Here is an 18,235-nt window from a genome sequence, read left to right on the forward strand (position 1 = left end):
TTTCCAGCCTTGCGCTTTTCATCATCCATGCTGCCTTCCATCGAACAACGCCTCGCCCAAGAACTCGCCGCCCGTCCGGCCCAGGTGGCCGCCGCCGTCGCCCTGCTCGACGAAGGCGCCACCGTGCCCTTCATCGCCCGCTACCGCAAGGAAGCCACCGGCGGCCTCGATGACACCCAGCTGCGCCTGCTCGAAGAGCGCCTGCGCTACCTGCGCGAACTGGAAGACCGGCGCGCCGCGATCCTGGCCTCGATCACGGAGCAGAACAAGATGACGCCCGAGCTGGCGCAGGCGATCGCGCTGGCCGAAGACAAGACCCGCCTCGAAGACCTGTACCTGCCCTATAAACAGAAGCGCCGCACCAAGGCCCAGATCGCGATCGAGGCCGGCCTGCAGCCGCTGGCCGAGGCGCTGCTGGCCGATCCCACGCTCGATCCGGAACAGGTGGCCAGCGGCTACCTGCGTGAAGCCTTCACCAATCCAGAGGGCGGCGCCAACCCCGGCGTGGCCGACACCAAGGCAGCGCTGGACGGCGCGCGCCAGATCCTGATGGAGCGCTTCGCCGAAGACGCCGAGCTGCTGCAGTCGCTGCGCGAGTACGTACAGGAGCACGGTGTGGTGGAGTCGAAAGTCGTCGCCGGCAAGGAAGACGAAGGCGAGAAGTTCGCCGACTACTTCGACTACAACGAGCCGCTCGCCGCGGTGCCGTCGCACCGCGCGCTGGCGCTGCTGCGGGGCCGCCGCGAAGGCATCCTCGACGTGACGCTGCGCCTGGATTCCGAACCCGAGAAGCCGAAGTGGGACGCGCCACTGAATCCCTGCGAAGGCCGCATCGCGGCGCGCTTCGGCATCAAGGCCCAGGGCCGCCCGGCCGACAAATGGCTGCAGGACAGCGCGCGCTGGACCTGGCGCGTGAAGAGCTTCATGCACCTCGAGACCGACCTGATGGGCGCCCTGCGTGACAAGGCCGAACTCGATGCTATCGGGGTCTTCGCACGCAACCTGAAAGCGCTGCTGCTGGCGGCACCGGCCGGCCCGCGCGCCACCATGGGCCTGGACCCGGGCCTGCGCACCGGCGTCAAGGTGGCGGTGGTGGACGCCACCGGCAAGGTGGTCGATACCGCCACCGTGTATCCGCACCAGCCGCGCAACGACTGGGACGGCGCACTGCACACGCTGGCCAAGCTGGCGGCCAAGCACAATGTGTCGCTGATCTCGATCGGCAACGGCACCGGCTCGCGCGAGACCGACAAGCTGGCCCAGGACCTGATCAAACAAAACCAGGAACTCAAGCTGACCAAGATCGTGGTGTCGGAAGCCGGCGCCTCGGTGTATTCGGCGTCCGAATTCGCCTCGCGCGAACTGCCCGACATGGACGTGTCGCTGCGCGGCGCGGTGTCGATCGCGCGCCGTCTGCAAGACCCGCTGGCCGAACTGGTGAAGATCGATCCGAAGTCGATCGGCGTCGGCCAGTACCAGCACGACGTGTCGCAGACCCAGCTCGCGCGCTCGCTCGACGCGGTGGTGGAAGACTGCGTGAACGCGGTCGGCGTCGATGTGAATACCGCCTCGGCGCCGCTGCTGGCGCGCGTGTCGGGCTTGTCGAACACGGTGGCGCAGGGGATCGTGGCCTACCGCGATAACAACGGCGCCTTTGCCTCGCGCGCGGCGCTGAAGAAAGTGCCGCGCCTGGGTGACAAGACCTTTGAACAGGCGGCCGGCTTCCTGCGCGTGATGAACGGCGCCAATCCGCTGGATGCGTCGGCGGTGCACCCGGAATCTTATCCGGTGGTTGAAAAAATCCTGGCGGACGTGAAGCGCGACATGAAGGCGGTGATTGGCGACGGCGCCCTGATCAAGTCGCTCAACCCCGCCAAGTATGCGGACGAGAAGTTCGGTGTGCCGACCGTCAGCGACATCCTGAAGGAACTGGAAAAGCCGGGACGCGACCCGCGTCCGGAATTCACCACCGCCACCTTCAAGGAAGGCGTGGAAGAAATCTCGGACCTGCGTCCGGACATGATCCTGGAAGGCGTGGTGACCAACGTCGCCGCCTTCGGCGCGTTCGTCGACATCGGCGTGCACCAGGACGGCCTGGTGCACATCTCGGCGCTGTCGAACACGTTTGTGAAAGATCCGCACACGGTGGTCAAGGCCGGCCAGGTGGTCAAGGTCAAGGTGCTGGAAGTGGACCCCAAGCGCAAGCGTATCGCGCTGACCATGCGTTTGACCGACAGCGCGCCGCAGCCCGGATCGCGGCCCGAGCAGCGCGGCGACCGTACGGACGCCAAGCGCGTGGCCCAGCATCAGCGCCAGGAACAGCGTTCGGCGCCACCGTCCGGCAACGCGATGGCGGCCGCCTTCGCCAAGCTGAAAAAGTAAACCGATGCTGCGCGTCGCCGCCGCCGACCCGGCCAGTGCCGAGGCACTGGCACTGATCGCGCAGCTCGATGCGGCGCTGCTGGCGATCACGGGTGACAGCGGCGCTTCGTCGTTCGACCCGCGCGACGTGATCGGAGAAGGCACGGCCTTCGTGATCGCTTACGACGAGCAAGGCGAAGCGCTCGGCTGCGGAGCCTTGCGTTCGATCGAGGGTGACGTCGCGGAACTGAAGCGGATGTACGCGCGGCCCGGCAGCGGCGCCGGCGCGGTCATCCTGGCGGAACTGGAGCGGCGCGCGGCCGCCTTCGGTTATCGCCGGCTATGGCTGTCGACGCGGCGCGTGAACGCGCGCGCGGTCAGCTTCTACGAGCGGCACGGCTATTCACCGGTGCCGCCGTATGGCCGCTATATCGGCCGCGATACCGGCCGCAATGCGTCGGTCTGCCTGGGACGCGAACTGGTTTAGCTGTGCTTGATCAGGATGCCGATCAGGTACACCGCCAGGCAGCCGAAACCGATCAGGAGCATCTTCGCCTGCGGGATCGCCGGCACGCCGGTCTTCTTGATATGCACGGCGTCGCGCACCAACAGCACCGCATACACCAGCGCCGCCAGGCCCGAGATGATGTCGCCCGGCAGCTGGCGCACGATGCCGCTGTAGATGTTCAGGATGCCTGGAATGCCCAGCAGGGCTGCGATCACCAGGTTCGCATTCGGCGACGGTACGCGGGGACGGGGTTGTTCTTGCATCGGGTTCTCCGGTCGGCTTGTCAAATTGGCGCGATCATACCGCAAGGCCGGGTGCAACCCCAGCGCCTGATCAGCCGATGGCCTGCATGCCCTGCAGCACCAGCTTGACCACGAAGCCGCCGGCGAACAGGCCGAAGCAGATATAGCCGGCCAGCGTCACTTCGCGCGAAGCCAGTTTGGCCTCGCGGCCGGCACGTTTCTGCAGCGCGCAGTAGGCCAGGAAGCCGGCCATCAGCAGCGGGCCGATGGCGAAGAACAGGCGCGCCGGCTGGTGCATGGCGACGCCGATGCCGATGTCGTACAGGGCCGGCAGTCCGAGCAGGGCGGCGAAGATCCACATGGCCAGTGGCGGCAGGGTGGCGAAAGTGTTGTGCATGGTGCATCCGGGAGTTCAAATCCGGTCGATGATAGCAGCAGGTGGCACAAAGCAACGATGACCGATTGGGGCTGCTGCCTGCCCTGTCGAATTCTTATAGAATGTCGCCATCCAACCTATTTTTCCAAAGGCAGAACCAAATGAGCGACGTGCAAACCTGGATCAAAGAAACCGTGACCTCCACCCCGGTCGTGCTGTTCATGAAGGGCACCGCCCAGTTCCCGCAGTGCGGCTTCTCGGGCCGTGCGATCCAGATCCTGAAGGCCTGCGGCGTGAACAACGTCGCGACCGTCAATGTGCTGGACGACGCCGAAGTGCGTCAGGGCATCAAGGACTACTCGCAGTGGCCGACCATTCCGCAGCTGTACGTGAACGGCGAGTTCATCGGCGGCACCGACATCATGAACGAGATGTACGACTCCGGCGAACTGCAGACCCTGCTGCAGGCGCGCTGATCGACCATGACTGACCGTCCGCGTCGCATCGTCGTCGGCATCACCGGCGCGACCGGCGCAACCTATGGCGTGCAGCTGCTGAAACGGCTGCGCGCCACTCCCGGCGTCGAGACCCACCTGGTCATTTCCGACGCCGCCTCCCTCACCCTGCACCAGGAACTCGGCCTGCAGCGGCGCGATGCCGAAGCGCTGGCCCATGTCGTCCATCGCAACCGCGACATCGGCGCCACCATCGCCAGCGGCTCGTTCCCGACCGACGGCATGGTGATCGCACCGTGTTCGATGAAGACGCTGGCGGCGGTGGCCCATGGCCTGTCCGACAATCTCGTGACGCGCGCGGCCGACGTGATCCTCAAGGAACGCCGGCGCCTGATCCTGATGGTGCGCGAAACCCCGTTCAACCTGGCGCACCTGCGCAACATGACCGCCGTGACCGAGATGGGCGGCATCGTGTTCCCGCCGCTGCCCAGCTTTTATCACCGGCCGGCGTCGATCGAGGACATGGTCGAGCACACGGTCGACCGCGTGCTGGATTTGCTGGGGATAGAGAATGCCCAGGCCGCCCGCTGGGGCGGCATGAAGGGCGGCCCGAAAGACGACCCGGCGGCAGAATAGATTACTGCGCCCGCTGAGGGTTCAGCGTTTGTCGTCGTACAGGCTGTCGTCGGCCTTTTTCGCTTCGCGTGCTTCTTCGAGCTTCCGCCGCCGGGCATTGCGTTCCCGCAGTACCTCGGCATGACGCGCAGCCGTCATCGGCGGCGCGGTCATCAATTCCTTGAGCTGGGCGGTGTTGGCGTAATTGTTTCGCATGCGTCAGCTGCTCCTCGATGGATCCGGTGGCGGCGATCGCAGCCACCGAAGCTGATTATGAACCAGCTGCGGCTGTTTGTGCTGCACGGCATGACGAAAAGTACAACGCTGAGTGCTGAGCGGAATTACTTGACTTCTGCTTTCTGATGATTCATGCGCACCAGCATGCGGATGAATTCGCGCGCCAGCTGGCGATGATGCTCGTCCAGGCGCTGCAGATCGGCGATCAGCTTGACGTCGGCCGACTCGAAGCGCGCGCCGCCACTGGCGGCATCGGCGCTGGCAGCCTGCTCGGCGCCGCCGAAGCGCAGCCAGTCGGCAGGCACGCCCAGCCACTGCGCGATCATGCGCAGCTTTTCCTGGGTCGGAATGGCTTCGCCCACCAGCCACTTGCGGGCGGCGTGCACCGTGATCGGGCGTCCTTCGAAGCGGATGTTGAATTCCCGGGCCAGCCGGGTCGGGCTATCGGGGGAGTAATGTGCGTTCTTCAGGGCCTGCTGCAGTCGCTCGCTGAAGCTCTCCCGTTCATTCGTTGAGTTCATCGTGATACTAGTTATTGATACGGACGGGTAACTTCTTCTGTTGAGAAGCATGAGTCCTAAATCATACCTCTAAAATGTAACAATGATGTGGTTTTTTAATAGTTTTTACGAACAGCGTTAATCAATTCCCAACAGCAAGTCACCGAAAGATTTTTTGTTCAAAATCACCATTTCATCTGAATATCTCTACTTTACGTACAATTACTTAGCCCTGCGTAAAGAATATACATTCCAAAATATATGTACTCGGTAGTTACAATTGTGTGTCACGACGGGTGAAACGGAAAATCCCGTCGTTACTTTGTAACTTTATTATTACATCATCGTAATAAAGTTGATGTAAATGTGCCAAAGCCTCGCCCAGCGCGAAACTGAGCTGGTGGGCGTCCAGGGCACGCTGGAACATGATCGGCACGATGTCCATCGCCGATTGTGGAGTGCTGCAAAGTTGCAACACTTCGGCCAGACGCGCCGCGTGATGCGCACGCAGCTGTCCGATCCGGGTATGCAGGCCGCGGAACGGCTTGCCGTGCGCCGGCAGGACCAGCACGTCGTCGGGCAAGTCCGCAAACTTGTCCAGTGAATCCAGGTACAGCTGCAGCGGGTTGCCATCCGGCTCGACCGCGAATACCGAGACATTGGTCGAGATGCGCGGCAGCACCATGTCGCCCGAGACCAGCACGTTCAGGGCCTCGCAATACAGAGATGCATGTTCCGGCGAGTGGCCAAAACCCGTGATCACGCGCCAGCTGCGCCCGCCGATTGCCACTTGCTGCCCGTCCTGCAGGCGGGTGTAGGCATCCGGCACCGCCGGCACCAGCGACGGATAATAATTGCGGCGGCTGCGCATCTGGTCCAGCAGCGCCGCGTCGCGCAGGCCATGGCGTTCGAAGTGCGGAATCGCCGAGGGCCCGTCCACGCCCGGCAGCGCGGCCGCCATCATGCGCGCGAAGCCGAACTCGCCCGTGGTGATCCAGAACGGCGCCCCGAAGCGCGTGCACAGCCAGCCGGACAGGCCGACGTGGTCCGGGTGGCAATGGGTGGCAATCACGCGCACCAGCGGCTCACCCTCCAGGCCGTCGGCCAGCACCTGCTCCCAGGCGGCGCGGCTGGCATCGGTGCCGGCCCCGGTGTCGATCGCACTCCAGCCGGCGCGGCCGTCGACCTCGTCCTGCAGCAGCCACAGGTTCACATGGTCGAGCGCGAACGGCAGCGGCATGCGTGCCCAGCGCAGGCCGGGCACGATCTCGTGCAGGGCGCCGGGCGCGGGTATCAAGTCCGCGAGCGGATAGTCCAGCTGGGCTTCGAGCGGGTTCATGGCAATCTTTCGTGTGCCGGCGCCAAATCGTCGCGCTACAATGCGACTGCTACCGACAGTTAACGTAAACGGAAACTACGTTCTGATTTTAGCGATTTTGTTTGTCTATTGCTATTCATTTCACATCCATGGCCACTTTCACCATTGCCGAACTGGCACGCGAATTCGACATCACCGCCCGGGCGATCCGCTTTTATGAAGATCAGGGACTGCTCAGCCCGATGCGCGAAGGCGTGGGCGGACGCAACCGCGTGTACACGCCGCGCGACCGCACCCGCCTGAAACTCACGCTGCGCGGCAAGCGCCTCGGCCTGACGCTGTCCGAAATCAAGAGCATCGTCGACATGTACGAGTCACCCAAGGACACCGCGGCCCAGATCGACCGTTTCCTCGGCGTGCTGGCGCAGCAGCGCCTGACGCTCGAGCAGCAGCGCGCCGACATCGAGATGGCGCTGGAAGAAATCGCCGCCCACGAGGAAGAATGCCGGCGCCTGCTGGCCGAGGACGAGGCCGGCCGCAACGCCGCCTGACCGACCGAAAGTCGTTTCGCAACACGGTTCTGCTTGACGTTTACGTTAACGTCACAGGCGAGTATGATGATCGCTCATCGGCGCCCTGCCCCAACACCGTTCATCGTGAGGACGACATGCTGCACCTTCCAGGCTTGACCTTTGACCATGGCGAGGACATCGCCGCATTGCGCGAAGCGGTGCAGCAGTTCGCCGCCGCCGAAATCGCGCCGCGCGCCGCCGAGATCGACCGCAGCGACCAGTTCCCGATGGACCTGTGGAAGAAGATGGGCGAACTGGGCCTGCTCGGCATTACCGTCAGCGAGGAATATGGCGGCGCCAACATGGGCTACCTGGCGCACATCGTCGCCATGGAAGAAATCTCGCGCGCCTCGGCCTCGGTCGGCCTCTCGTACGGCGCCCACTCGAACCTGTGCGTCAACCAGATCAAGCGCAACGGCAGCGAAGAGCAGAAGCGCAAGTACCTGCCCAAGCTGATCTCGGGCGAGCACGTGGGCGCGCTGGCGATGTCCGAGCCGAACGCCGGTTCCGACGTGGTCAGCATGAAGCTGCGCGCCGACCTGAAGGGCGACCGCTACGTTCTGAACGGCACCAAGATGTGGATCACCAACGGTCCCGACGCCGACACCCTGGTGGTGTATGCCAAGACCGACCTCGAGGCCGGCCCGCGCGGCATGACCGCCTTCCTGATCGAGAAGGGTTTCAAAGGTTTCTCGATCGCGCAGAAGCTCGACAAGCTGGGCATGCGCGGTTCGCACACGGGTGAGCTGGTGTTCCAGGATTGCGAAGTGCCGCTGGAGAACGTGCTGGGCGGCGTCGGCAAGGGCGTCAACGTGCTGATGTCGGGCCTCGACTTCGAGCGCACCGTGCTGTCGGGCGGTCCGCTCGGGATCATGTCGGCCTGCATGGATGTCGTCGTCCCTTACATCCACGAGCGCAAGCAGTTCGGCCAGGCGATCGGCGAGTTCCAGCTCATGCAGGGTAAGATCGCCGACATGTATTCGACCATGATGGCGTGCCGCGCCTATGTGTATGCGGTGGGCCAGGCCTGCGACCGCGCCACCTCGCCGGAAGCGGTGCGCGCCCTGCGCAAGGACGCCGCCGGCGCCATCCTGTACAGCGCCGAGAAAGCCACCTGGATGGCGGGCGAGGCGATCCAGACGCTGGGCGGCAACGGCTACATCAACGAATACCCGGTCGGCCGCCTGTGGCGCGACGCCAAGTTGTACGAGATCGGCGCCGGCACCAGCGAGATCCGGCGCATGCTGATCGGGCGCGAGCTGTTCGGCGAAACCGTATAAACCGTATTTATTTCGGAGACCATCATGAACGATCCAGTCGTTATCGTCGGCGCAGCGCGCACCCCGATGGGTGCCTTCCAGGGCGATTTTTCCTCCAAAACCGCGAGCGACCTCGGTGCCGTGGCGATCCAGGCCGCGGTCGAACGCGCCGGTGTGGCGCCCGACGCTGTGGAACACGTCTACTTCGGCAACTGCCTGATGGCCGGCCAGGGCCAGGCCCCGGCGCGCCAGGCGCTGATCAAGGCCGGCCTGCCGCTGTCGACCGGCGCCGTGACCCTGTCCAAGATGTGCGGTTCGGCGATGCAGGCCGCGATCTTCGCCCATGACCAGCTGGTGGCCGGCAGTGCCGACATCGTGGTTGCCGGCGGCATGGAATCGATGACGGGTGCGCCCTATCTGATCCCGAAAGCGCGCGGCGGCTACCGCATCGGCCACGCGCCGATGTTCGATCACATGATGATGGACGGCCTGGAAGACGCCTACTCGCGCAACGAAAAGACCGGCGAAGGCCGCTCGATGGGCACCTTCGCCGAAGAATGCGTGGCCACTTACCAATTCACGCGCGAAGAGCAGGATGCCTTTGCTATCGCCTCGGTCAAGCGCGCCCAGGCAGCAGCCACCGGTGGCGGCTTCGACTGGGAAATCGCGCCGGTTACCGTCACCAGCCGCGCTGGTGAAACCGTGATCGACAAGGACGAAGGCCCGCTCAAGGCCAAGGTCGACAAGATCCCGTCGCTGAAGCCCGCCTTCAAGAAGGACGGCACCGTGACCGCCGCGTCGTCGTCGTCGATCAACGACGGTGCCGCCGCGCTGGTGATGATGCGCGAGTCGAAGGCGAAAGAACTGGGCCTCACCCCGATCGCGCGCGTGCTGGGCCACGCAACCTTCGCCCAGGAACCGAACCTGTTCACCACCGCCCCGATCGGCGCGATGAAGAAGCTGTTCCAGAAAACCGGCTGGACCCCGGCCGACGTCGACCTGTTCGAGATCAACGAAGCCTTCGCCGCGGTGCCGATGGCCGCCATGCGCGACCTCGACATCCCGCACGACAAGGTGAACGTCCACGGCGGCGCCTGCGCGCTGGGCCACCCGATCGGCGCCTCGGGCGCGCGCATCATCGTCACCCTGCTCGGCGCCCTCAAGCAAACGGGCGGCAAGCGCGGCGTGGCCTCGCTGTGCATCGGCGGCGGCGAAGCGACGGCGATGGCGGTCGAACTGGTGTAAGCATCGGCGCGCGCGGCAACGATAAACGATCCATGCGACCATTGACGGCTTCTGTCGTCAATCCATTCACAAGGAGTTCTTCATGCCTACCGTATTGATCATCGGCGCCTCGCGCGGCATCGGCCACGAAATGGTGCAGCAGTACCGCGCCGATGGTTGGCGCGTCATCGCCACCGCGCGCAAGCAGGAAGACTGCGACGAGCTGGCCGCTATCGGCGCCACCGCCCACCAGCTCGACGTCACCAGCGCCGATTCCATCGCCGCCCTCGGCTGGCGCCTGGACGACGAGAAGATCGACAGCGCCTGGCTGGTGGCCGGCGTCTACGGCCCCTCGCACGGCAGCTTTCCCACCGGCCCCGAATTCGACGCCGTGATGCATACCAACGTCCTGAGCGCGATGCGCCTGATCCCGATCGTCGCCCCGCTGCTGGCCGACACCCGCGGCAAGCTGGCGGTGCTGTCTTCGCGCATGGGTTCGATCGGTGAACGCAGCGGCACCGACGGCACCCTGTACCGCGCCAGCAAGGCGGCGCTGAACTCGGTGCTGAAGGATGCCTCGATTACCTACGGCGCCCAGGGCGTGACCTGCGTCGCCTTCCATCCGGGCTGGGTCCAGACCGACATGGGCGGCAGTGGCGCCAGCCTGACGCCGAAACAGAGCGTACGCGACCTGCGCACCACGCTGGCCAAGGTCGGCGCCAGCGCCAACGGCAGCTTCCTGAACCACGACGGCGCGCCGATCGCGTGGTAACAAACTAAATAATTTATGTGATAAGCGGCTCCCGATCGCAAGACGAGGCGCCGCATCACGAGAATAGTCGAGACACCATGATTCTGAGCGAAGAACACCAGATGATCCGCGACGCCCTGCGCACCTTCGCGCAGGAGCGCCTGGCGCCGCAAGCGGCGCGCTGGGATCGCGAGCACGTCTTTCCCCGGGACGAACTGAAGGAGCTGGCGGCGCTGGGCGCCTTTGGCGTGGCGGTGCCGGAAGAATACGGCGGCGCGGGCCTGGATTACGTGGCGCTGGCGCTGGTGCTGGAAGAGATCGCGGCCGGCGACGGCGGCACCTCGACCATCATCTCGGTCAACAACTGCCCGGTGTGCAGCATCGCCATGATGTATGCCAGCGAGGAGCAGAAACAACAGTGGCTGCGGCCCCTGGCCAGCGGCGAACTGCTGGGTGCCTTCGCCCTGACCGAGCCGCACACCGGCAGCGACGCCGCGGCGCTACGTACCACCGCCACGCGCGACGGCGACGACTACGTCATCAACGGCAGCAAGCAGTTCATCACCAGCGGCAAGTACGGCGACGTGGCGATCGTCATGGCGGTCACCGACAAAGCCGCCGGCAAGAAGGGCATCAGCGCGTTCTGGGTGCCGGTCGATACGCCCGGCTACATCGTGGCCGGTATCGAACAGAAGATGGGCCAGCACTCGTCCGACACGGCGCAGATCGTGTTCGACAACTGCCGCATCCCCGCGGCGAACCTGATCGGCGAAGAGGGCATGGGCTACAAGATCGCCCTGTCCGGCCTGGAGGGCGGGCGCATCGGCATCGCGTCGCAATCGGTCGGCATGGCGCGTGCGGCGTACGAGGCAGCGCTGGCATATGCGAAAGAACGCGAAAGCTTCGGCAAGCCGATCTTCGAGCACCAGTCGGTGCAGTTCCGCCTGGCCGAGATGGCAATGAAGATCGAGGCCGCGCGCCAGCTGATCCTGCACGCGGCGGCGATGAAGGACGCCGGCCTGCCGTGCCTGAAGGAAGCGGCGATGGCCAAGCTGTTTGCGTCCGAGATGGCCGAGCGTGTAGTATCGGATGCGATGCAGGTCTTCGGCGGCTACGGCTATGTGGCCGACTTCCCGGTCGAACGCATCTACCGCGACGTGCGCGTATGCCAGATCTACGAAGGCACCAGCGACATCCAGAAAATCCTGATCGCAAGGGCTCTATGAACGTACCGCTGCTGCAAGTCGTACCGCTTGAACCGGAATACCTGCCGCAGCTGTTCATGTACCTGGACGACCAGCTGCAGGAAAACGGGCGCGATGGCATGCCCTTGTTCCAGCCGCTGTCACGTTCGCAGGCGCGCCTGCCGCCCGAGAAGGCGGCGTCGTTTGCCGGCGGCCTGTCGATCGCCCTTGGCCAGCCGGGCTGGCGCCGGGTCTGGGTCGCACTCGACGCCAATGGCGCGATTGCCGGACATATCGACCTGCGCGCGCGGCCGGAGCCCTTGTCCACCCACCGCGCCATGTTGGGAATGGGCGTGCACCATGCGTACCGGCGGCTTGGCCTGGGCCGGATGCTGGTCGATACCGCGCTGGCCTGGGCCTCCGGGACGCCGATGCTGGACTGGGTCGACCTCGATGTGCTGGCCGGGAACCACGCGGCGCGCCGGCTGTACCAACGTGCCGGGTTCGTCGTCACCGGCGAAGAGCCGGACCTGTACCGCATCGATGGCGAATCGCACGGCTCGGTCACGATGAGCCGCCGGATCAGGTAAGGCGCTACGCCACCGCCGCTTCGCGCAGCGTGATCGTCTGCGCGTTGGTGTCGAGCGTGGCGCGCACGCCGATCGGCAGCGTGCACTGATTGCGGATATGGCCGATCGAATAACCCGTCACCGCCGGAATCGTCAGCGGATGCAGGTGCAGGCCGAGCGTGCGTTCGAGCGTGAGCGAGAGGTCTTCGTGCTCCGGGCCGCAGTTCTCGCAGATGCCCACCACCAGCGCCGCCGCGTTCCTGAAGCCACCCGCCAGGTCGAGCTGGGTCATCCAGCGGTCGATGCGGTACGGTGCTTCGTTCACCTCTTCCAGGAACAGGATGCTGCCCCCGATATCGGCGGCGTACGGCGTGCCGGCCAGCGCCGCCACCATCGACAGGTTACCGCCCATGAGCGTGCCGCTCGCCGCGCCGTGGGTATGCGTGTGGATACCGAAATGCGGCTGGCTCAAGGCCTGCTTGGCATTCTCCTGCGACATCGGGATCGTGTACTGCGGCCGCGGGTCGGCCAGCACCGCCATCATGTGCTCGCGTGAATAATCCGTCAGCGTCGACGAGGCGACCGGGCCGTGGAAGGTCACCAGGCCGGCGTGCTTGTGCAGCGCCAGGTGCAGCGCGCTGATGTCGGAATAACCGAGCAGTATCTTCGGATGACGGCGAATCAGGTCGTAGTCCAGATGCGCCAGCAGCGAGATGCAGCCGGAACCACCGCGGATCGGCCAGATCATGCTCACCTCGGGATCAAGGAACATAGCATGCAGGTCGGCCACGCGCTGCTCGACCGAACCGGCGTAGTTGCCGAACACTTCGCGCAGATACCGGCCCTGCTTGACCTTGAGGCCGAGCGACTCGATATTGCGCAGCGCCTTGTCGATCGCGCGCGCGCTCGTGTAGCCGCCGGGGGCGATCAGACCGACGGTATCGCCCGGGCGCAGGCGCGCGGGTTTGATCAACTGGGGCATGGGGTTTGACACCGGGCGCCGGGCAGCGGCAGCGACTCCCGGGGCGATGGCGGAAAAGGCAGCGGCGGCCAATGCGCCGAAGCCGCGACGGTTGATGTTCATAACCACATTTATAACATCGTCACCCCTGCCTTCGCAGCGATGACGATGTGCATGGCGCCGGTCAGAAGAATTTATACGTCGCCATCAACGTGAACGAACGCCCGCGCGGATCGGCCACGCGCGGTTCCCAGCTGCTGCCGGCGCCGGTATTGCTGTCATACGTGATCGCGAACGGCGGGTCTTCGTCCATCAGGTTCTTCACGCCCGCCGTCAGGGTCAGGTTCTGGAAGCCGGTGTAGTTCACCGACAGGTTGTAGATCGAGTAGGCGTCCACCTTGGCGTTGTAGTCCGGCGGCGTCACGCGGCCGCTGGCCACGCCCGGCAGCACCTGGTCGGTGTAGCCCGAGCGGTAGATGTTCTGCAGCATGCCGCTCCAGTTGCCGTACTTGTAGGTGGCGTAGGCGCTGTGCTTCCACTTCAGGCCCAGGTCGCCAGTGAACAGGAAGCGTCCGACTTCGCTCTCGCCGAACGGCGCATCGGTGGTGGCGCGCGACTTCTTCTCGAGCAGGCGCGAACCGTCGATGCCCAGACTCCACAGCGAACCGGTGCTGAACTTGCCGTTGAAGCGTGCCCCGACTTCGACGCCGCGCGTCCTGCGCTCGCCGGTGTTGATCCAGCGCTGGTCGACCGCGACCAGAGCGTTGGTGGCCGGGTCACGCAGGAACGATCCCTGGAAGTAGGCGTAGTTCTGCAGCATCGTCGCCAGGTTGAACGAGTCGATCGTGTTCTCCTTGCGGATCTCCCACAGATCGGCGCTGGCCGAGAAGAAGTTCGACGGCTCGAACACCACGCCCAGGCTGGCCTGCTTGGCGGTCTCCGGTCCCAGATCCGGCTTGCCGCCGCTGTAGGTCTCGGGATTGACCGCCTCGCAGCCCGGGCGGGTGCTATCCACCTTGCCGCCCGGGCAGGTGGCCGGGTCGGCCAGGTCCTTGCCGGCGTACGGCGTGACCGTGATGCCGTTGAACAGCTGGTTGAATGACGGCGCGCGGAAGCTTTCGTTGTACGAGCCGCGGAACATCAGGGACGCCAGCGGCTGGTAGCGGAACGACACCTTCGGATTGGTGGTGGTGCCAAAGCCCGTGTAGTCGTCGCGGCGGATCGCGAAGGTCAGTTCCAGCGCGCTGGTCACCGGCACCAGCACTTCGGCGTACACCGCCTTGATGTCGCGCCTGACCTTGTCCAGCGCATTGACGTCGTCGAACGGCGCGTTCAGGATCGCGCGCCGTGCGGCGATGCTGCGCTCGTCGCCGTTGAACTTGTACTCTTCGCGGCGCAGGTCGATGCCGACCGCGGCCATCACCGAACCCGCCGGCAGCTTGAAGATCTCGCCCGACACCGCGCCATCGAGCTGGGTCATGGTGGTGGTGCCGCCGTACAGCGTGACGCCGGCGGCGCTGGTCGAGGCGATCAGGTCCAGCGCCTGCTGGCTCTGGTTCTGGCCCGGCAGCAGGAACGGGTTAATGATGCCGCTGCCCAGCGCTTCGGCCAGCGGCGCCGTGTAGTTGTAGCCGTTACCCAGCAGCGACTTCGATTCGCTGGTGGCGCGCGACAGGCCGACGCGATAGTCGAAGGTGCGGCCGAACAGGGTCAATGGACCGTCGGCGCCCACCAGCACGCGCCCGGCTTCGGTCTCGGTCTGGATCTCGCGGTTGCCGCACTCCATGCAGCGCCAGCGATACGCGATCGGCAAGCCATAGTTGGCGGCGACCGACGGGAACACCGCCACCAGCTGGTTATACACGTCGTTATAGGCGGCGCCGGTACTCGGGTAGAACGAGTTCGGGCCGAAGGTCGAGCTCGAGGGCGACACCTGGTTCGGCGAGAAGCGCTTGGCCACTTCGACGCGCGAGCCGACGGCTTCGGCGAACAGCTGGTGCTGGCCGACGTTGAAGGTGGCGCGCGCCAGCGCGTTGCTGTTCTTGACCGGCTGCTGCAGCACGGCCGCGCGCCCGGTGTCCCAGGCGCAGCCATAGGCGGCGCCCGGCGTGTCCCACAGCAGTTCGTCGTAGGCGGCCATGCCGTCGAAGCTGTTGCAGCCGGCGCCACCCGGCAGGTCGAGCAGGCTGATACCGTTGTAGGCGACCGAACCGCCCGGCAGGGTCGGACCGGTGCCGGTCGGCGACAGCAGCGATGGGCCGAGCGTGGTGGCGAAGATGTTGGCGTGCGGCGTGCCGCGCGTATCGACCGAGACGCCGCGGTTCGACTGGAAGGTGTTGACGAAATCGCGCTGGTCGCCACGCAGTGCCTTGTTCTCGCTGTGGGCGGCGGTCACCAGCACGTTCCAGCCCTGGGTATCGAGGTCGCCCCAGCCGCCGGTCAGCGACACGCGGCCGATCTCGCCGCCGCTTTCCTCGGCCACGTCGGTAAAGGCCTGCGCTTCCAGGCCCTTGTAGTTCTTGCGCAGGATGAAGTTGATCACGCCGCCGATGGCGTCGGTGCCGTACACTGCGGAGGCGCCGTCCTTCAGCACCTCCACCCGCTCCACCGCCGCCATCGGGATCGAATTCAGGTCGACCGCCGAACCCTTCATGCCGTGGGTCGCCACGCGGCGGCCGTTGAGCAGCACCAGGGTCGAGTCGGCGCCCTGGCCGCGCAGGTTGGCCGACGAAGCGCCGTTGTTGCCGCGCTGGGCGCCCGAGGTGACGTCGGCGTTCGAGGCCAGGTTGTCGGAGCCGTTGCCGTTGATGTTGAGCGTCGCGATCAGCTGTTCGGCGGTGACGATGCCCTGGTCTTCGAGCTGTTTGCGCGAAATGATTTCCACCGGCAGCGCGCCTTCCTTGGCGATGCGCTTGATGCTCGAGCCGGTGATTTCCACCCGCTGCATTTGCCCGTCGTTCTGGGCTTGCGCCATGCTCGGGGCGATGGCGCCCATCAGGGCCATCAGCCCTGCCAGTTTCTTCAATTTCACGTGTTTCTCCTGTTCCCTTGGTGTTTCCGCAGCCCGCTCTCGCTGGAGCAGGTCTGTGCTGTGGGTAATGTCCGCCAATTGTTGGCATACCCTTATGTTCTGAATTCAGAGTACGCCGACAAAAATGGCGCTATCCAATGAATTATGTGGAACCCAGTATAACCAGCAGGAATGTTTAATTTAGGAAAAACACAACGGTGCTAGCGTGCGCCTTGCGCTGTGCGTGCTCTTTGCGCAACATCGACGTCGAGGTAGCGCCAGGTCGTGAACTCGACCGGATGGCGTTTGTAGTGTTTCAACCACGGATGACGCAGATCGCCCGACAGCACATGGGTCAATGGCACCCACGGGTTGTAGGCGTGCAGCAGCTGGTTCATCTCGAAATAAAGTTTGCTGCGCGCCGGTCCATCGGTGAGCCGGCGCGCCTGCTCGTAGCGTGTGTTGTAGGCCGGCAGATCGAAGCGCGCATAGTTGGCGCGACCGGCATTCGGACCGTACAGCAGCTGATAGAAATTGTCGCCGTCGGGGAAGTCGGCGATCCAGTTACTCTCGAACATCTGCACCGTGCCGAGGCGCGAAGCCTTGATGATCTCGGTCTTCTTGTCCGACTTGAATACCACGCGCAAGCCGATCGCATTCAGGCACTTGCGCCACAACTCGTCACGCAGGCGGCCGCCGACGGTGGCTTCGCTGTGCATGGTCAAGGTCAGCGGCTTGCCACCGGGCGCGCGTCGGAATCCATCGGCGTCGCGCACCTTGTAGCCGTGGCGATCGAGCAGCGCATTGGCCAATGCGGGGTCGTACGGCACCGGGCTGCGGTAAGCCGGATCGTAGCCGAGTACATTCGGCGGCAGCGGCGATTCGGCCTTGATGGCAAAGCCTTTCTTCAAGAGCGCGATGTCTTCGGCGCTGTTGTACGACAGCGCGATCGCGCGCCGCAGCGCCACCTTGTCCTTGCCGTAGCCCCCGACGACCGGATCGTTCATGTTCATCCACATGTAGTAGGTCTGCAGCACGGGAAAGCGCGACAGCACGATGCCGCGCGCGGCCAGCTCCGGCTTCAGCGCCCCGTCGCGCACCACCATGTCGGTCATCGATTCCGGGATCTGCTCCAGGTAATCGTATTCGGCGTTCAGGAAGCCCAGCATGCGGCCCTGGAATTCCTCGGCGATGCGCACCTCGACGCGGTCCACGCGCGGCAGGCGCTTGCCGTTCAATGCGGCGGCGATGGCCCGGTCTTCATCGTTGTCGCCCGGCGTGGCATGGAACACCGCCGTCGAATCGGGATTGGCCAGCAGTACGATGCGGTCGCTGCGCTTCCACTCGCCAATCATGAAAGGACCGGTGCCGACCGGATGGTTGCCGGCCTGGCCCGGATAAGCCTCGATCACTTCGCGCGCCACTACGCCGGTGGCCGGTGTCGCCAGGTAGAACAGGAAGTTGTTATCTGGCGCCTTCAAGGTGATGCGCAGCGTGGTGCGGTCCAGTGCCTGCATACTGGCCACGCCGTCGAACATGTACGCCCATGGCGACTTGAGCGCCGGATCGGACAGCCGCTTGAGGCTGTAGACATAATCCGCGGCCGTGACTTCGCGCTTCACGCCTTTGAAGGCCGGGTCGGGTGTGAAGTGAATGCCGGGACGGATGCGGAAGGTGTAGTTCAAGCCATCCTTGCTGACCTCCGGCATGGCGACGGCGGTATTGCCGCGCAATCTGGCCGGACGCGCCAGGTAGTCGTAGCGCAGCAGCGGATCGAACAGGTTTTCCAGCAGCGACAGCGTGGCATTGTCGGACGCCACCGCCGGATCGAGCCCGGTTTCGCTGGTGGACAGGAACATGCGCAGCACCTTATCCTCGCGCTGCGGAGCGGCGTCGGCAGCCTGGGCGCACAGGCAGGACAGGGACAACAACAAGGTGGCGGCGTAGCGAAATGTCATCGAGCAGGTTCTTTCGGGCGACGCCTATCATATGCGCCGCCTGCCGGACCAGGCAACCGAAGCGGGCTGCTTAACACTTTTGAACATGGCGCAGGTGCATTCTTTCATCTGTGCAGCTTGCTCTCGGCCTATACT

General features: G+C 64.8%; 18 protein-coding genes. 10 read left to right on the forward strand and 8 right to left on the reverse strand.

All coding sequences use genetic code 11. The annotated features are described in order from the left end of the window. Positions 1 to 27: 27 nt before the first annotated feature. Together RTQ83_RS09815 and RTQ83_RS09820 are read left to right on the forward strand one after the other, a co-directional pair. On the forward strand, positions 28 to 2,382 hold the full coding sequence (locus RTQ83_RS09815; protein WP_312513859.1) for a Tex family protein: 2,355 nt from the start codon (positions 28 to 30) through the stop codon (positions 2,380 to 2,382). A gap of 4 nt (positions 2,383 to 2,386) precedes the next feature. After that, on the forward strand, positions 2,387 to 2,848 hold the full coding sequence (locus RTQ83_RS09820) for a GNAT family N-acetyltransferase (RefSeq protein ID WP_312513862.1): 462 nt from the start codon (positions 2,387 to 2,389) through the stop codon (positions 2,846 to 2,848). Here the strand turns inward: RTQ83_RS09820 and RTQ83_RS09825 are convergent. Then, complete coding sequence (locus RTQ83_RS09825; RefSeq protein WP_312513865.1) at positions 2,845 to 3,132, reverse strand: hypothetical protein; 288 nt, start codon at positions 3,130 to 3,132, stop codon at positions 2,845 to 2,847. The genes RTQ83_RS09820 and RTQ83_RS09825 overlap by 4 nt on opposite strands. 70 nt (positions 3,133 to 3,202) lie before the next feature. Next, a complete protein-coding gene (locus tag RTQ83_RS09830) occupies positions 3,203 to 3,508 on the reverse strand; it encodes a hypothetical protein (RefSeq protein WP_312513867.1) in 306 nt (101 codons plus the stop codon). Positions 3,509 to 3,648: 140 nt separating this feature from the next. On the opposite strand from RTQ83_RS09830, the gene grxD reads away from it, so the two are divergent. Beyond that, the gene (gene grxD, locus RTQ83_RS09835; RefSeq protein ID WP_312513869.1) at positions 3,649 to 3,963 is read left to right on the forward strand and encodes a Grx4 family monothiol glutaredoxin; all 315 of its coding nucleotides are present in this window, start codon (positions 3,649 to 3,651) and stop codon (positions 3,961 to 3,963) included. Between the two features lie 6 nt (positions 3,964 to 3,969). Beyond that, positions 3,970 to 4,578, forward strand: a complete 609-nt coding sequence (locus tag RTQ83_RS09840) for a UbiX family flavin prenyltransferase (protein ID WP_312513871.1) — start codon at positions 3,970 to 3,972, stop codon at positions 4,576 to 4,578. 21 nt (positions 4,579 to 4,599) lie between these two features. Here the strand turns inward: RTQ83_RS09840 and RTQ83_RS09845 are convergent, their stop codons facing one another. The 3 genes from RTQ83_RS09845 to RTQ83_RS09855 form a co-directional block, all read right to left on the reverse strand. Further along, complete coding sequence (locus RTQ83_RS09845; protein WP_312513873.1) at positions 4,600 to 4,773, reverse strand: hypothetical protein; 174 nt, start codon at positions 4,771 to 4,773, stop codon at positions 4,600 to 4,602. 125 nt (positions 4,774 to 4,898) lie between these two features. Beyond that, on the reverse strand, positions 4,899 to 5,315 hold the full coding sequence (locus tag RTQ83_RS09850; protein ID WP_312513875.1) for a hypothetical protein: 417 nt from the start codon (positions 5,313 to 5,315) through the stop codon (positions 4,899 to 4,901). 253 nt (positions 5,316 to 5,568) lie between these two features. After that, the gene (locus tag RTQ83_RS09855) at positions 5,569 to 6,633 is read right to left on the reverse strand and encodes an MBL fold metallo-hydrolase (protein ID WP_312513877.1); all 1,065 of its coding nucleotides are present in this window, start codon (positions 6,631 to 6,633) and stop codon (positions 5,569 to 5,571) included. Positions 6,634 to 6,761: 128 nt separating this feature from the next. Between RTQ83_RS09855 and RTQ83_RS09860 the strand changes: the two genes are divergently transcribed. The 6 genes from RTQ83_RS09860 (at position 6,762) to RTQ83_RS09885 (ending at position 12,192) form a co-directional block, all read left to right on the forward strand. Beyond that, positions 6,762 to 7,163 carry a MerR family DNA-binding transcriptional regulator gene (locus RTQ83_RS09860; RefSeq protein ID WP_312513879.1) on the forward strand — a complete coding sequence of 134 codons (402 nt, stop codon included), beginning with the start codon at positions 6,762 to 6,764 and terminating at the stop codon, positions 7,161 to 7,163. Between the two features lie 116 nt (positions 7,164 to 7,279). Next, positions 7,280 to 8,464: an isovaleryl-CoA dehydrogenase gene (locus tag RTQ83_RS09865; protein WP_312513882.1), complete on the forward strand. Its 1,185-nt coding sequence runs from the start codon at positions 7,280 to 7,282 to the stop codon at positions 8,462 to 8,464. A 24-nt stretch (positions 8,465 to 8,488) separates the two neighbouring features. Further along, positions 8,489 to 9,688: an acetyl-CoA C-acyltransferase gene (locus RTQ83_RS09870; protein ID WP_312513884.1), complete on the forward strand. Its 1,200-nt coding sequence runs from the start codon at positions 8,489 to 8,491 to the stop codon at positions 9,686 to 9,688. Between the two features lie 82 nt (positions 9,689 to 9,770). Continuing rightward, positions 9,771 to 10,439, forward strand: a complete 669-nt coding sequence (locus RTQ83_RS09875; RefSeq protein WP_312513887.1) for an SDR family oxidoreductase — start codon at positions 9,771 to 9,773, stop codon at positions 10,437 to 10,439. Positions 10,440 to 10,516: 77 nt separating this feature from the next. After that, positions 10,517 to 11,644 (forward strand): acyl-CoA dehydrogenase family protein, encoded by a 1,128-nt coding sequence (locus RTQ83_RS09880; RefSeq protein ID WP_312513890.1) that lies wholly within the window; start codon positions 10,517 to 10,519, stop codon positions 11,642 to 11,644. Continuing rightward, positions 11,641 to 12,192, forward strand: coding sequence for a GNAT family N-acetyltransferase (locus RTQ83_RS09885; RefSeq protein WP_312513892.1), 552 nt, complete (start codon positions 11,641 to 11,643; stop codon positions 12,190 to 12,192). The genes RTQ83_RS09880 and RTQ83_RS09885 overlap by 4 nt, the downstream gene beginning before the upstream one ends. A gap of 4 nt (positions 12,193 to 12,196) precedes the next feature. On the opposite strand, the gene RTQ83_RS09890 is transcribed toward RTQ83_RS09885, so the two are convergent. The 3 genes from RTQ83_RS09890 to RTQ83_RS09900 form a co-directional block, all read right to left on the reverse strand. Beyond that, positions 12,197 to 13,153, reverse strand: coding sequence for an LD-carboxypeptidase (locus RTQ83_RS09890; RefSeq protein ID WP_312513894.1), 957 nt, complete (start codon positions 13,151 to 13,153; stop codon positions 12,197 to 12,199). Between the two features lie 163 nt (positions 13,154 to 13,316). Next, a complete protein-coding gene (locus tag RTQ83_RS09895) occupies positions 13,317 to 16,163 on the reverse strand; it encodes a TonB-dependent receptor domain-containing protein (RefSeq protein ID WP_312513896.1) in 2,847 nt (948 codons plus the stop codon). 200 nt (positions 16,164 to 16,363) lie between these two features. Continuing rightward, on the reverse strand, positions 16,364 to 18,100 hold the full coding sequence (locus RTQ83_RS09900) for an ABC transporter substrate-binding protein (protein WP_312513898.1): 1,737 nt from the start codon (positions 18,098 to 18,100) through the stop codon (positions 16,364 to 16,366). Positions 18,101 to 18,235 lie beyond the last annotated feature (135 nt).

Origin of the sequence: Massilia sp., from assembly GCF_031995545.1 — a bacterium.
Lineage (GTDB): Bacteria > Pseudomonadota > Gammaproteobacteria > Burkholderiales > Burkholderiaceae_D > Telluria.

Excerpts from the sequence above, each read along its gene's own strand:
- RTQ83_RS09815 (WP_312513859.1), top strand. The coding sequence starts at position 28 with ATGCTGCCTTCCATCGAACAACGCCTCGCCCAAGAACTCGCCGCCCGT.
- RTQ83_RS09820 (WP_312513862.1), top strand. The coding sequence starts at position 2,387 with ATGCTGCGCGTCGCCGCCGCCGACCCGGCCAGTGCCGAGGCACTGGCA.
- RTQ83_RS09825 (WP_312513865.1), bottom strand. The coding sequence starts at position 3,132 with ATGCAAGAACAACCCCGTCCCCGCGTACCGTCGCCGAATGCGAACCTG.
- RTQ83_RS09830 (WP_312513867.1), bottom strand. The coding sequence starts at position 3,508 with ATGCACAACACTTTCGCCACCCTGCCGCCACTGGCCATGTGGATCTTC.
- grxD (WP_312513869.1), top strand. The coding sequence starts at position 3,649 with ATGAGCGACGTGCAAACCTGGATCAAAGAAACCGTGACCTCCACCCCG.
- RTQ83_RS09840 (WP_312513871.1), top strand. The coding sequence starts at position 3,970 with ATGACTGACCGTCCGCGTCGCATCGTCGTCGGCATCACCGGCGCGACC.
- RTQ83_RS09845 (WP_312513873.1), bottom strand. The coding sequence starts at position 4,773 with ATGCGAAACAATTACGCCAACACCGCCCAGCTCAAGGAATTGATGACC.
- RTQ83_RS09850 (WP_312513875.1), bottom strand. The coding sequence starts at position 5,315 with ATGAACTCAACGAATGAACGGGAGAGCTTCAGCGAGCGACTGCAGCAG.
- RTQ83_RS09855 (WP_312513877.1), bottom strand. The coding sequence starts at position 6,633 with ATGAACCCGCTCGAAGCCCAGCTGGACTATCCGCTCGCGGACTTGATA.
- RTQ83_RS09860 (WP_312513879.1), top strand. The coding sequence starts at position 6,762 with ATGGCCACTTTCACCATTGCCGAACTGGCACGCGAATTCGACATCACC.
- RTQ83_RS09865 (WP_312513882.1), top strand. The coding sequence starts at position 7,280 with ATGCTGCACCTTCCAGGCTTGACCTTTGACCATGGCGAGGACATCGCC.
- RTQ83_RS09870 (WP_312513884.1), top strand. The coding sequence starts at position 8,489 with ATGAACGATCCAGTCGTTATCGTCGGCGCAGCGCGCACCCCGATGGGT.
- RTQ83_RS09875 (WP_312513887.1), top strand. The coding sequence starts at position 9,771 with ATGCCTACCGTATTGATCATCGGCGCCTCGCGCGGCATCGGCCACGAA.
- RTQ83_RS09880 (WP_312513890.1), top strand. The coding sequence starts at position 10,517 with ATGATTCTGAGCGAAGAACACCAGATGATCCGCGACGCCCTGCGCACC.
- RTQ83_RS09885 (WP_312513892.1), top strand. The coding sequence starts at position 11,641 with ATGAACGTACCGCTGCTGCAAGTCGTACCGCTTGAACCGGAATACCTG.
- RTQ83_RS09890 (WP_312513894.1), bottom strand. The coding sequence starts at position 13,153 with ATGCCCCAGTTGATCAAACCCGCGCGCCTGCGCCCGGGCGATACCGTC.
- RTQ83_RS09900 (WP_312513898.1), bottom strand. The coding sequence starts at position 18,100 with ATGACATTTCGCTACGCCGCCACCTTGTTGTTGTCCCTGTCCTGCCTG.